The 13,476-nt window shown below is 61.3% G+C and carries 13 protein-coding genes; all 13 read left to right on the top strand.

The features are described 5' to 3' along the window. Positions 1–61: 61 nt before the first annotated feature. From E4633_RS17880 to E4633_RS17820, 13 genes are read left to right on the top strand one after another with little or no spacing between them, the layout of a single operon-like run. Complete coding sequence (locus E4633_RS17880) at positions 62–1,267, top strand: type II secretion system F family protein (RefSeq protein WP_135872272.1); 1,206 nt, start codon at positions 62–64, stop codon at positions 1,265–1,267. A gap of 7 nt (positions 1,268–1,274) precedes the next feature. Next, positions 1,275–2,996, top strand: coding sequence for a GspE/PulE family protein (locus E4633_RS17875; protein ID WP_135872270.1), 1,722 nt, complete (start codon positions 1,275–1,277; stop codon positions 2,994–2,996). Positions 2,997–3,011: 15 nt separating this feature from the next. Continuing rightward, on the top strand, positions 3,012–3,920 hold the full coding sequence (pilM, locus tag E4633_RS17870; protein WP_246038209.1) for a type IV pilus biogenesis protein PilM: 909 nt from the start codon (positions 3,012–3,014) through the stop codon (positions 3,918–3,920). Between the two features lies 1 nt (position 3,921). After that, positions 3,922–4,488: a PilN domain-containing protein gene (locus E4633_RS17865; protein ID WP_135872265.1), complete on the top strand. Its 567-nt coding sequence runs from the start codon at positions 3,922–3,924 to the stop codon at positions 4,486–4,488. Beyond that, positions 4,485–5,039, top strand: a complete 555-nt coding sequence (pilO, locus tag E4633_RS17860) for a type 4a pilus biogenesis protein PilO (protein ID WP_135872263.1) — start codon at positions 4,485–4,487, stop codon at positions 5,037–5,039. Before E4633_RS17865 ends, pilO begins: the two co-directional genes overlap by 4 nt. After that, positions 5,036–5,671, top strand: coding sequence for a type II secretion system protein PulP (locus E4633_RS17855; RefSeq protein ID WP_135872261.1), 636 nt, complete (start codon positions 5,036–5,038; stop codon positions 5,669–5,671). Before pilO ends, E4633_RS17855 begins: the two co-directional genes overlap by 4 nt. 22 nt (positions 5,672–5,693) lie before the next feature. Continuing rightward, positions 5,694–8,255 (top strand): cohesin domain-containing protein, encoded by a 2,562-nt coding sequence (locus tag E4633_RS17850; RefSeq protein WP_135872259.1) that lies wholly within the window; start codon positions 5,694–5,696, stop codon positions 8,253–8,255. Positions 8,256–8,273: 18 nt separating this feature from the next. Next, positions 8,274–8,765 carry a type II secretion system protein gene (locus E4633_RS17845; RefSeq protein WP_135872258.1) on the top strand — a complete coding sequence of 164 codons (492 nt, stop codon included), beginning with the start codon at positions 8,274–8,276 and terminating at the stop codon, positions 8,763–8,765. Between the two features lie 4 nt (positions 8,766–8,769). After that, positions 8,770–9,183, top strand: a complete 414-nt coding sequence (locus E4633_RS17840) for a prepilin-type N-terminal cleavage/methylation domain-containing protein (RefSeq protein WP_135872256.1) — start codon at positions 8,770–8,772, stop codon at positions 9,181–9,183. Between the two features lie 18 nt (positions 9,184–9,201). Then, positions 9,202–9,873, top strand: coding sequence for a cell division ATP-binding protein FtsE (gene ftsE / locus E4633_RS17835; protein ID WP_135872254.1), 672 nt, complete (start codon positions 9,202–9,204; stop codon positions 9,871–9,873). Next, positions 9,860–10,807 carry a permease-like cell division protein FtsX gene (gene ftsX / locus E4633_RS17830; RefSeq protein ID WP_135872252.1) on the top strand — a complete coding sequence of 316 codons (948 nt, stop codon included), beginning with the start codon at positions 9,860–9,862 and terminating at the stop codon, positions 10,805–10,807. The genes ftsE and ftsX overlap by 14 nt, the downstream gene beginning before the upstream one ends. Before the next feature lies 1 nt (position 10,808). After that, a complete protein-coding gene (locus E4633_RS17825) occupies positions 10,809–12,005 on the top strand; it encodes a murein hydrolase activator EnvC family protein (RefSeq protein ID WP_135872250.1) in 1,197 nt (398 codons plus the stop codon). Positions 12,006–12,041: 36 nt separating this feature from the next. Continuing rightward, positions 12,042–13,376 carry a S41 family peptidase gene (locus tag E4633_RS17820; protein ID WP_135872248.1) on the top strand — a complete coding sequence of 445 codons (1,335 nt, stop codon included), beginning with the start codon at positions 12,042–12,044 and terminating at the stop codon, positions 13,374–13,376. Positions 13,377–13,476: the final 100 nt, after the last annotated feature.

Below are 13,476 nucleotides of genomic sequence, written 5' to 3'. Positions count from 1 at the left end.
CGGAATCACTCCCTGTTTTACTGTTTTAATTCTCTCTTAATTGTGGTAGTGATATTGGCTTATGCCCATATATACCTGCAAAATAGGCTCCTCTGACGGCAGGATACTGGTCAAGGAGCTTGATTCGGTCAACGCCAACCTGCTGAGGCAGAGTCTGGAAGAGCAGGGATACGTCGTATTCGAGGTGCGCAAGAAGCCGTTCCAGTTCCTGCTTGAGTCCGGCATCGGTCGCAGGAAGATCGGCAGCAAGGAACTCCTGCTCTTCAACCAGGAGTTCCTGGTGCTGCTCAAGGCGGGGCTTCCCATCATACAGGCGCTCGATACCATCCTCGAGTCGGGCACCGGTAAGCTGAACGAGATCCTCGGCGCCGTGCGCGAGGACATCAAGGGGGGGCTCGCGCTCTCCGCAGCGCTGGAGAAATACCCGAGGATATTTCCGCAGCTATACATCGCCTCGATCCGCGCCGGCGAGCGCACCGGTGACCTGCCACAGACCATCCGGCGCTACATCGCCTTCCTGAAGAGGACCGAGGGGTTCCGCGGGAAGATCATAAGCTCGCTTTTCTATCCGGCGATCCTGATTTCCGTTGCCGTGATCGCCATCGCCCTGCTCCTTGTTTACGTGGTCCCGACTTTCAGCCAGATCTACGCCGATTCCGGGAACGCCCTCCCGGTGCCGACACAGATGCTGATCAATTCGACCAAGGCGCTGCGGCAATACCTGCCGGTGTTCATCGGCATGGTTGCGGTCGGCATAGTGCTGTTTCGGCGCTGGAAGGAGACCGAGGCGGGACGCTACCGCGTGGATGCGATGAAGATAAAGACTCCCTTCGTCGGCGCCATCGCGATCCGTTACGCGCTGGCGGGATTCACGAGAACGCTTGCCACCGTGCTCGGCTCGGGGATTCCCGTGGTCGAGGCGATGCGGATGTCGATCGGCACCCTGAACAACAAGGTGCTGGAGCGCGGCCTGTTGATGGCGGTGCACCGGGTCGAGGAGGGGAGCAAACTCTCCACGGCCCTCGAGAACATGAAACTGCTTCCGCCGCTTGCGCTGCGCATGCTGTCGGTCGGCGAGACCACCGGCGCACTGGAGGAGATGCTGGGCGACATCTCTGACTACTTCGAAGAGGAGATCGAGCGCAACCTCCACATTTTGAGCACCGCCATCGAGCCCGCCATCATGATCGTCATGGGCGTCGTCATAGGTACCATCATCATCACCATGTACCTGCCGATCTTCAAGATCGCCAGTACCGTAGGCTAGAGGGACCATGCTGAAGCCGTTCAAGAGACAGAGGCTCGGTGACATCCTCGTGGAGCGGGGAGACCTGACCAAGGACCAGTTGGCGTACGCTCTGGACAAGCAGCAGTCCACCAAAGAGCGTCTGGGGGCCATATGTCTTGCCGACGGCCTCATCAGCGACGCGGTCCTCGGGCAGGCACTGGCCGAGCAGTTCGGCCTCGAGTTCGTCGACCTCAAGGGGGTCCGCCCCGACGAGTCGCTCTTCAACGTCGTCGCCCCCGAGGTGATGTTCCGCTACCACTTCGTTCCCTTGGAGATGCAGGGCGATCTCATGGTCGTCGCCATCTCCGATCCGACCGCGGTGCTGCAGCTGGACGAGATGGCGCTGCTTCTGGAGCGCCCCTTGACCTTCCGGGTCGCCGCGGACTCGGAGATCACCTACCTCCTGAAACGGGGTGAGGGGACGAGCCGTGTTCTGAAGGAAGTCTCCGAAGACTTCATGCTCCAGCTCGTCACAGAGACCGAGAAGGGGGAGGAGATCCTCTCCGTCGAGAACGTCTCTGCCGACACGAGCCCCATCATCAAGCTGGTCAACTCCACCATCCTCGATGCGCTCACCCGGCGCGCCTCCGACATCCATATCGAGACCGCCCAGGAAGGGGTGATCATCAAGTACCGTATCGACGGCGTGCTCTACAAGGCGACCGACCCGATCGACAACCACTTCCAGGGGCCGCTCATCTCCAGGCTCAAGGTCATGAGCGAACTGGACATCTCGGAGCGGCGCATCCCGCAGGACGGCAGGTTCAAGGTGAGGATCGGCGCCAAGTCGATCGACTTCCGCGTCTCCATCATGCCGAGCGCCTTCGGCGAGGATGCCGTCATCCGTATCCTCGACAAGGAAAGCATCGCAAGCGACCTCCGGGGACTCACCCTCGAGACCCTCGGCATGGCCTCTCACGAGATCAAGCGCTTCAGAAAGATGATCAAAGAGCCCTACGGCATGGTACTCGTTACCGGCCCTACCGGCAGCGGCAAGACCACCACCCTCTACGGCGCGCTCACCGAGATCCATACCGGCCTCGAAAAGATCATCACCATCGAGGACCCGGTCGAGTATGTCCTCTCCGGCATCACGCAGATCCCGGTGAACGAGAAGAAGGGGCTCACCTTCGCCCGCGGCCTGCGCTCCGTTTTGCGCCACGACCCGGACAAGATCATGGTCGGCGAGATCCGCGACTCTGAAACGGCCCAGATCGCGGTGCAGTCCGCCCTCACCGGTCACCTCGTGTTCACCACGGTGCACGCGAACAACGTCTTCGACGTGATCGGCCGCTTCACCCACATGGGTATCGACCCCTACAACTTCGTCGCCTGTCTGAACTGCGTCATGGCGCAGCGCCTGGTGAGGAAGATCTGCCCGGCGTGCAAGAAAGCCGTGGCGCACAGCGACGAGGAACTGCGCGAGTCGGCCATCGATCCCGAGCGCACCCGCGGTCTCACCCTCTACGAGGCGCGTGGCTGCGACGAGTGCAACGGAACCGGATACCGGGGACGTTCCGCCATCGTGGAGCTGCTGGACTTAAACGACGAGATCCGTGAGCTGATCATCTCGAAGGCGCCGGCCGCCGCGCTGAAAAAGGCTGCCAAGGCAGCCGGGACCATGTTCCTGAGGGAATCCGCGGTGGCCAAGGTGCTGGCCGGGGAGACGACCCTCAAAGAGATCAACCGTGTCACCTTTGTGGAGTAGGTGCCTGATATGCTAATGTCCAGCAAAAGTCTCGGGCTTGAGCTCTCCCCTGCCGGGTTCAGCTTCGCTCTTGCGAGCGGCGGGAAACTCCCCCTCGTGGAGGCGGGGCTCTCTCTGCCGTTTGCGCCGGGGATGCTGACCCTGTCCCGCCGCGAGCCCAACATCACCGACGCCAAGGGGTTCGTGGCCCAGTTGAAAGAGGCCCACCTGCGCCTGCTCACCAGGGAGCGCGCCGTGAACGTCTCGCTCCCCGACGCCGTCGGCCGCGTGGTGCTCCTCGAACTTGAGGCGCGCTTCAGGAGCCGCGAGGAGGGGCTGGACGTGATCCGCTGGAAGCTCAAAAAGAGCCTCCCCTTCGACGTCGGCTCGGTGCAGCTTGACTACCAGATCCTGGAGGAAAAGGAGAACGGCGCGGTTTCTCTCCTGGTCTCCCTGATTTCGCGTGCGGTGGTGACCCAGTACGAGGAACTGCTTGTCGAAGCGGGGCTCGAGCCCAAGCTGATCGACTTCACCTCCTTCAACCTCTACCGCCTCTTCACCCCGCGTCTGGACCTCGCCGAAGACGGCGCCTTCGTCTCCTACTACCAGGGGACCATGACGGTGCTTATCTTCAACGGCGGCGTGCTGAACTTCTACCGCAGCAAGGACGCGGGGGGGGAAGTGCAGCACCTGTTCCGCGAGGTGAACAGCTCCTTCCTGGTTTACGGGGACCAGTTCCCCGGTCAGGCGGTCAGCGAGGTGTTCTGCATGGCGTCCCCGGGGGATGCCGAGTCCTTCCGCGCGCTCGTCGCGGAAGCGAGCAGCATGGAGCCGGTACTGCTCGACCTGGAGCGCACGGTGCGCCAGGGGGCGACCCTTGGACTGGATCGACCCGGAATGCACGCGCTGGCCGGCGCCCTCGGCGCCGCGCTTAGGAGCCTTTAACATGAGACTCACCATCAACCTCGCCACCAAGCGCTACGTCAACAAGCGCCAACTGAACGCGGTGCTGGCGGTCTGCTTGGCGGTCGTTGCGCTGCTGCTCGTTTACCTCGTGCGTGAGGTCGCAACGAACCAGGCGGAGATCAACAGGATCAAGGGACAGATGGCCACGGCGAGCCGCGGACCGGCGGGTGCTCCCCCCATACCGGCGGCGCAGATGAGCGAGCTCGATGCAAAAATCGCCTTCGCCAACACCTTGATCGATCGCAAGAGCGTGAACTGGGTGGGGCTTTTGGACAAGCTGGAGCAGGTGGTGCCTGCCGGCGTCATGGTCACCCAGGTCGACCCCTCCGCGCAAGCGGGAGAGGGGGAGAAGGAAAAGAAGGGGACGCAGGGCATCAAGGTCACCGGCATCGCCCTTAGCTTCGCAAACCTCCGCGCGCTCTTGGAGAACATGGAGCGGACCCCCGGCTTTTCCGACGTGCTTCTTTTGAACCAGGGCGAGTTGAAGGTGGGTACCTCACAGCGCGGGTACACCTTTTCCGTTTCCTGCAAGGTCAGCTACCGATGAACTTCCAGACGATACTCGACATGATAGCCGCACGGCGCAAGGCGTTCACCTTTTTGGCGTTTCTGCTGCTGATCGCCGTGGGGATCGAGGCTTACCTCGCCACCTACCAGAGGCCGGAGCTTGCCAAGCGTCAGCAGGAGTGGTTCGCCAGGCGCGACTCCCTTGCCCGTGGGGAGACCGAGGTCGACGCTACAAGGTACCAGCGCGGCATGCGCGACCTGGAGCAGTTCCGTAAGCTCCTCATACCCAAGCGCGATTTCGCGGCGGCTCTCGGCCGGATCTACGAAACCGCAAACCGCAACTCACTCTCCCTGCAAGGTATCACCTACAAACCGGGGCAATTGATCAAAGGGACGCAGGTGCTGCCGTACGTCGTCTCTTTCCAGGTGAGCGGGAAGTACGGTGCGGTCAAGAATTTCCTTGTCGACATGGCGCGCTTCCCGGAGATGGTGACCGTGGACACCATGACGATCGGGAACAATAAAGCGACTCAGGAAAAGGTCGACCTGAAGCTCCAGACTACGGTCTATCTGCTAACGGAGGGGGCATGAACCGCCAGAAACTCGCGCTTTTCCTTCTGCTGATAGCCCTGGTGGGTGCCGTGGCCTACGCTTTCCTCCGTTCTCCCAGACAACAAGAGGCCCCCGTCCTCAAAAACCGACCCGGGGTCAAGGCCACCACGATACGCAAGGAACCGGGGGCGCAGAAAACCGCGGCGGCACCTGCCGGGGGGGTCCATCTCGACCTGTTGCAAGGGAACAACGCCGTAGCAGGCGGTTACCGGCGCAACATCTTCGCCCCGCTTTTCAAGGAAGAGGAAAAGCCCGGGACGCTCAAACTCCCGCCGCCTCCGCCGCCGCCCAAGAAACTGCCACCGCCGCCTCCCCCGGCTGCCACGCCGGTGCCGCCGCCACCGCCGCCACCGCCGACCCAGGCGCAAATGGACGAGACGGAACTTGCGAAGATCGTCTTTCTCGGGTTCCTCAAGAAGGGTGGGGAACGTACCGTGTTTCTCTCCAAAGGTGGGGAAATCTTCGTGGTCAAGAAGGGGGGGCAGGTTGGCCCCAAATTCAGGGTCGCCGACCTTACCGATGACGCCATCACGATAAAGTCGGTCGATTCCGACCGGCAGATGGTGATACCGCTGGTAGAGAACAGGTCGCTCAGCACGCGCCGCAAGTAACCAGGCCTCAAGGAGCAACTGCATGCATAGACTAAGATCGATCTCAACCCTCATGCTTGTTACCGTGGCCCTCTCCGGCTGTGCCGCGGGACGCACCGCTTTCAGCAAGGCCGAGCAGCTTGAGCGCGAGGGGAACCTGGACGGCGCGCTGGTGAAGTACGCCGAGGTCGCTTCCGCACATCCCGACAACGGCGAGTACCGGGTCAAGCTCCTCAGCGTGACCGCTGCCGCAGCCAGGGTCCACTTCAAAAAAGCGGAGACCTTCTTCGAGAAGAGGAATTACGACGAGGCCGTGCGCGAGTTCCAGAGCGCCTTCGCCATGGACCCCGGTTACGTGGAGGCGAAGCTGCGCGCCGAGCAGGCGCTGAAGCTCAGGAATGCCCAGACTTATCTGCAGGAGGCGCTGGACTTCGAGAAGGAACACAAACTGCGCGACGCCATGATCTCCTTCAGGCACGTGCTGCAGTTCGACCCGGAGAACGGCCCGGCGAAGGAGGGGCTTGACCGCATCCTCCTCACCAAGAAAAGCAAGCTGGACGGGTTCGATCTGAACCTCAAGTCGACCAAGCCGATCACCCTGAAGTTCAAGGACGCAAAGCTCAAGGACATCTTCTCCATCCTGACCCAGCTCTCCGGGATCAACTTCGTCTTCGACGACGCGGTGAAAGACGTCAACATTTCGCTGCACTTGGAAAACGGGAGCTTCCAGCAGGCCATGGAGCTTTTGACCGGTTTGCAGAAGCTGGAAAAGAAGGTGCTGAACGAAAGCACCATCATCATCTACCCGAAGACCCCGGACAAACAGAAGCAGTACGAGGAGCTCTTCCTGCAGACCTTCTACCTGAACAAGCTTGACGCGAAAAAGGCGGTTAACCTCGTGCGCACCATGCTCCAGGTGAAAAAGATCTACGTGAACGAGGAGGCCAACGCCCTGGTGATCCGCGACACCCCGGAGGTGATCGAGGTGGCACGCAAGATCCTGGAGGCGAACGACGTCCCCGACGCCGAGGTGCTTCTCGAGGTTGAGGTGTTCGAGCTTTCCAAGAAGGACTCCGAGACCTTCGGCATGCTCCTTTCGCGCTACGGGACCTCGATGGGAGTCACCACCCCGAGCGGCAAGTTCTTCTCCGACACGTTGAGCACCACGGCGACCACTTCCGCCACCACCGGGACCACTACCACCGTCGCGGATACGAGCAGCCTGCTCAACCTGTTCCGGGTGAGCGGCTACAACGGCTACATCACCATCCCTAACGCCACCTTCAACTTCGGCAAGACCATGGCCAACGGCGAGACCCTGTCCAACCCGAAGATCAGGGTGAAGAACCGGGAGAAGGCGAAGTTCAACGTGGGGACCCGCGTGCCGATCACCACCACGTCCTCCACCTCCACCGGCACCAGCGTCAACGTCCAATACGTGGACGTCGGCGTCAAGGTGAACGCCGAGCCGACCATCCAGCTGAACAACGAGGTCGCCATCAAGCTGGGCCTGGAGGTCAGCTCGATCCTGCAGCGTGATACCGTCGGTACCGACCAGGCGACCACCGTGGTCACCATCGGTACGAGAAACCTCGACACGGTGCTGTCGTTGAAAGACGGGGAGACAAGCATCATCGGCGGTCTGATCCAGAAGAGCAAGACCGACAGCAAGGACAAGGTCTTCCTGCTGGGAGACATCCCGATTATCGGATCGCTCTTCTCCAATACCGACAAGTCGAACGACAAGAACGAACTGCTCCTGGCGATCACACCGCGCATCGTGCGTGGCGTATCGGTGCCGGACACCGATGTGGCGGCCTTCTGGTCCGGCCGCGAGGACGATCCTTCCACGAACAAGCCGTACCAGTCCTTCATCGAACCCGAGTTCGTGCCGCAGGACGCCGCGGCTCCGGCTCCGGCGGCCAAACCGGTCCCGGCGACGAAGCCTTCTCCTGTGCCGGCTGCGGCTTCCGCTCCTCCCGCGGTCCCGGCACCGGTTCCCGCCCAGGTCCCTTTCGATGAGCCGAACCCGGAGGACAACCCTGAGCTGCTCCAACCGGTGAACCTGGCTCCCGAAGCGCCTGCGGCTCCCGCTCCGGCTCCCGCGCCGGTCGCTCCCGCGGCTACCGCGGCAGCGGCGGCACCGGCGGCACCGGCGGCTCAAAAGACGCCCGCAGCCCCGGTAGCGGCCGCCCCGCTCGCCAAGGCGCTGCTCGCCTTCACGCTGCCTCCTTCGGTCAAGCTCAACGACCAGTTCACCGTGCAGGTGACCGTGGCGGATGTGCCGGGTCTTGAGAGAGCGGTGTTCGTCGTGAACTACGACCCGAAGGTGCTCGAGCCGGTTGCACAGTCGGAAGGCCCGCTGCTTGAGCAGACCGGGAAACCTGCTTCCTTCCAGTCCTACGCCGATAAAAAGAAAGGGGAGGTCTGGATTTCCGGCACGAAAGGGGAGGGGACTCCTGCCAACGGCGCTGTGGCCCTGCTGACCTTCAAGGCGATTGCGAAGGGGAGCACCGCTCTCTCCTTCTCCAACACGAGCTTCACCGGCAAGGCGGGAGCTGCGATCACCGTCACCCCGTTCAAGTCGGTAGTGGAGGTAAAGTAGCCCCTCGGGCTTTTCATCATGCGGAAAATCCTGGCAGACAATCGAGGGCTTAGCCTGATCGAGCTGGTGGTGACCATGGTCATCCTGACCATGCTCGCTTCGCTGATCCTCCCCTCGGCCCAGTTGGCCTCAAAGAGGACGAAGGAACTCGAGCTGAGGAGGAACCTGCGCGAGATCAGGACGGCCATCGACGAGTACAAGAAGAACTACGACAAGGTGCAGTCCGATCAAAAGACCGGGCAGGTGATCAACAAGAGCGGCTACCCCGCTACCCTGGAAGTGCTGGTCGAGGGGGACGACTTCGGCGGTCTCGTCAAGGAAAAGAAGAAGTTCCTGCGCCGGATACCGAAGGATCCCTTCTACCAGGCCCAGGAGGGGGATCCGGCCTGGGGGATGCGTTCCTACACCGACGAGCCCGACAGCAACACCTGGGGCAAGGAAGACGTCTTCGACGTGTACTCCCTGAGCCAAGGGGTCGCAATAGATGGCACGAAATACAAGGACTGGTGACCTCATGTTGAAGAGGATACTGAAGACAAAGCGTGGCTTCACGCTCATAGAGCTGATGATCGTGGTGACCATCATCGGCATCCTCGCGGCGATCGCGGCTCCCAACTACCAGTGGGGCATCATCAAGGCGCGCGAGGCGGTGCTCAGGGAGGACCTGTACACCATGCGGTCCACCATCGACCAGTACTACGCCGACCAGGGGAAATACCCGGAGTCGCTGCAGGAACTGGTCGACAACAAGAACAAGTACCTGAGGGAGGTCCCGAAGGATCCCTTCACCAGATCGAAAGAGACCTGGGTGGTGAGTGCACCCCCCGCGACGGAGACCACCGACGGCGCCGCGACGGGAGGCGTCTACGACGTGCACAGCGGGTCCACGCTTGTCGGCAGCGACGGCGTCCCGTACAACGAGTGGTAGCGAAGAGGCTTTCAGACGATGATACAGATGCACAACGTTTTCATGTCGTACCAGCCGGAATCGAGCGCGCTGGCCGATATCAACCTCAAAATCCCCAAAGGGGATTTTGTTTTTTTGACCGGGCAGTCCGGCGCCGGCAAGTCGACGCTCTTGAAGCTGGTCTACGCCGACCTCACCCCCACCCGGGGGCAGGTGCTCATCGACGGGGTCAACCTGACCAGGCTCTCGCGCTCGCAGATCCCAATGCTGCGCCGCTCCATAGGGGTGGTCTTCCAGGACTACAAGCTCCTTCCGAACCGCACCGTGCTTGAGAACGTGGCGATCACGCTCGAGGTGCTCGGGTGGGGCAAGCGCGACATCGGCAAGAAGGTGTTCCACATACTCAAGCGCATGGGGCTCGAGGACAAGGTGAACGCGACGCCGCTCAGGCTCTCCGGCGGCGAGCAGCAGCGCGTGGCGCTTGCGCGCGCCCTGGTGAACGACCCGAAGATCCTCGTTGCGGACGAGCCCACCGGTAACCTCGACGACGAGAACAAGGAAGCGATCCTCCAGATCTTCAAGGAGGCAAACAACCGTGGGACCACGGTGGTCGTGGCGACTCACGACCGTCGCGTCATCGAGAACTCCCATCGTACGGTGATCCGGCTGGACAAGGGGCGGATCGTGGAGGTGCCCGATGTCCAAGGCTAACAAGGGAGCTGTGCGCCCGAAGCTCGAACAGGAAGGCTTTTTCGGCAGACTTTCCTACTTCTCCAGCCGCGCGGTGGCGAACCTCAGGCAAAACGTCTTCGTAAGCGCGGTGACCGTCGGGACCATCGCCCTTGCGCTCCTCATCGCCTCGCTGTTTCTCCTGGTGTACGTGAACCTGGACGGGATGGCGCAGGGGTGGAGCGACAAGGTGCAGGTGACCGCCTACTTCGATCAGGAACCCGCGCCGCTTGCCGTGGCCGCGCTGAAGGGGAGGGTGCAGGCCATCCCGGGCACCGCGAAGGTGATCTTCGTGAGTCAGGCCGAAGCGGAAAAGCGGCTCAGAAGCCGCCTGAAGGGGCAGGAATCGCTCCTCGAGGGGATCACCCAGGAGGTGCTCCCTGCATCGCTTGAGATCCGCCTCGACCGGGACCACCGCGACAACGATGCGGTCGCCGCCTACGTCAGGAAACTGAAGCAGATCCAGGGGATCAGCGAGGTGCAGTACGGCGAGGAGTGGGTGCAGCGCTTCAACTCCTTCATGAACCTCTTCCGGCTCATGGGAGGGCTGCTCGGCGCCTTCTTGACCATCACCGTGCTCTTCATCGTCTCCAACACGATAAAGCTCACCATCTACGCGAGGAAGGACGAGCTGGAGCTTTTGGGCCTTGTGGGAGCGACCCGCTTCTTCATCAAGGCCCCCTTCCTGATCGAGGGGGTGCTGCAGGGGGCCGCCGGCGCGGTGATATCGCTTCTGGCGCTGCTTGCCTGCTACTACACGTTCCTGAAGAACGCCGGTGATTTTCTCGGCATTAACCCGGCCTCGGCCGGACTCTCCTTCCTCCCCGCTACGCACCTGGCCGGCATCGTCGCCGGCGGGGTCCTGCTCGGCTTTATAGGAAGCGCCACCTCGCTCAAAAGGTTCATCAACGTCTAGCATGCGCCAACTAACCGCCATAAACCTGCTCATGCTGGTTCTCGCTCTGCCGCTTTTAAGCTACGCCGGCGCGAAGGAGGACCTGCAGGACATCAAGAAGCAGATCAAGGAGAAGAACCGCCTCATCACGAAGACCCAGAAGGTGGAGACCAAGGTCTCGGGTGAGCTGGTGCAGATCCAGAAATCCCTCGCCGAGAAGCAGTCGACCCTCGTGGCGCTCGGGCGTGACCTGGCCGTGGTCGAGAAGGGGGTGGACCGCACCCTCCAGGACATCGAGAAGGAGCGTCAGGAGGCGGAGCGCAAGAAGGCCCAGATCAACCGCCGTGTCGCCGCCCTCTACAAGGGAGGGGACACCGGGAACCTGCGTGTCTTCTTCTCCTCGGAATCCTTTCCGCAGATGAGCGAAAACCTGCGCTACATGCGGAGCATCCTGCAAAACGACAAGAAGCTCTTCCAGCAGTACAACGACAACGTACAGCGGCTGAACAAGCTTAAACAGCAGCTGGAGCAGGATGCGGCGCGTAAGGAAGGGATCCGCCGCTCCATGGAAGCGAAAAAACGCGAGATAGAGCAGGAAAAGAGCCGCAAGGCGACCTACCTCGTCAAGGTGCGGCAGGACAAACAGGGGTATCTCACCTCGCTGAAGGAGCTGCAGGCCAATGCGGCGCGCCTGCAGAGCATGATCCGGAAGCTTGAAGCCAAAAGTAGAAAAGCGTATAGTGCCAAAGGTCGTTCCAAGGGTAGCGAGGGGAAACAGCCCGGGGTGACCGCCAAGGCGACGCCCGTCCCCGGTCGCGGTCTCGGGGCGCAGAAGGGGAAACTGTCATTGCCGGTACGAGGCAACATCGTGGACCGCTTCGGCAGGCACAAGCACCCCGACTTTGACTCATTCACGGTCAGCAACGGGATTTCCATCCAAGCCCCAGCCGGCAGTGCCATTCATGCGATCGATGACGGCGAGGTGATTTTCGCGAACTATTTCAAAGGGTATGGTAATATGATCATCGTCGATCATGGAGAGGGCTTCTTCAGTCTCTACGCACACGCCTCATCGATCGCGAAGAGAGTCGGCGCCAAGGTCACGAGAAACGAGGTACTTGCGAGTGTGGGTGATGTCGATTCGACGAAGGGACCCATGCTTTATTTCGAGATCCGCTACCAGGGAAAACCGGTTGACCCGTCCCCCTGGTTCAGATAAGCAGGGTATCGCAAGAGAAAAACTCAGGGAGGCAAAATGTTCAAGGGCAGCAAATTCAAGAAGACAACCCTGTTTGTCACTACCGTTGCATTGCTGACGCTGGTCATCGCGTTCGGCGTACAGCGCAGATGTGCCGCCCAAGGGGGCGGAAACGATTATCAGTCCATCGAACTGTTCACCGACGTCCTCGCCATCGTGAAGAAGAGCTACGTCGAGGAAGTAGACACCAAGAAGCTCGTCTACGGTGCCATCAACGGCATGCTGAGCTCGCTCGATCCGCACAGTTCCTTCATGCCTCCCGAGACGTACAAGGAGATGAAGATCGACACCAAGGGCGCCTTCGGCGGTCTGGGGATCGAGATCACCGTGAAGGAAGGCATCCTCACCGTCATCTCCCCGATCGAGGACACCCCCGCCTTCAAGGCCGGGATCAAGGCGGGCGACCAGATCCTCAAGATCGACGACAAGTACACGAAGGACCTGACGATAACCGACGCGGTGAAGAGGATGCGCGGCGTTAAGGGGACCAAGGTCACCCTCACAATCATGCGGGAAGGGTTCGACAAGACGAAAGAGTTCGTCCTCGAGCGCGACATCATCCAGGTGAAGAGCGTCAAGTACAAGGTGCTCGACGACGGTTACGGCTACGTGAGGATCTCTCAGTTCCAGGAGAAGACCGACGACGACCTCGAGAAGGCGCTGCAGGCGCTGCAGGCCGACAAGAAGGTGCTGAAGGGACTTGTGCTCGACCTGAGAAACGACCCCGGCGGGCTCCTGGACCAGGCGGTCCGTGTCTGCGAGCACTTCGTCCCGGAAGGGAAGCTCATCGTCTACACCGAGGGGCGCGAGAAGGATTCCCAGATGCGCTTCACCTCCAGGAAGAGCCACAAGCAGGGCGAGTACCCGATCGTGGTGCTGATCAACAGCGGCTCGGCCAGCGCTTCCGAGATCGTGGCGGGCTGCCTGCAGGACCACAAGCGTGCCGTCATCATGGGGACCCAGAGCTTCGGCAAGGGTAGCGTGCAGACCATAATCCCGCTCTCAGACAACTCGGGCTTGAGACTCACCACCGCGCGCTACTACACCCCGAGCGGCCGCTCCATCCAGGCCAAGGGGATCACCCCTGACATCGTCGCCGAGCGCATCGAGATCGCCTCCACCGGTGAGAAGCGCGAAGGGATGCACATCCGCGAGAAGGACCTCGAGAACCACTTCGAGAGCGACAAGAAGGACGCCCAGGACGAGAAGACGGCGAAGCCCGCTCCGTACAAGACCGACGAGATGATCAAGAGCGACTCGCAGGTGCTGCGTGCCCTCGACCTCTTGAAGGGGTGGGAGATCCTCAAGACCATGGGAAAACTCCCCTCCTAGAAGTAAGGAACATTCTGGAACCACAAAAAGAAGGGGTAGCATGGCGCCGCCCCTTCTTTTTTTTTGCCACAGCAAGGCGGTGTAACCGGTTCAGCCGTTT

Source organism: Geomonas terrae, assembly GCF_004791675.1.
Lineage (GTDB): Bacteria > Desulfobacterota > Desulfuromonadia > Geobacterales > Geobacteraceae > Geomonas > Geomonas edaphica.
Note: the sequence above shows the minus strand (reverse complement) of the source record. Positions and strands in the feature narration are given on the sequence as shown.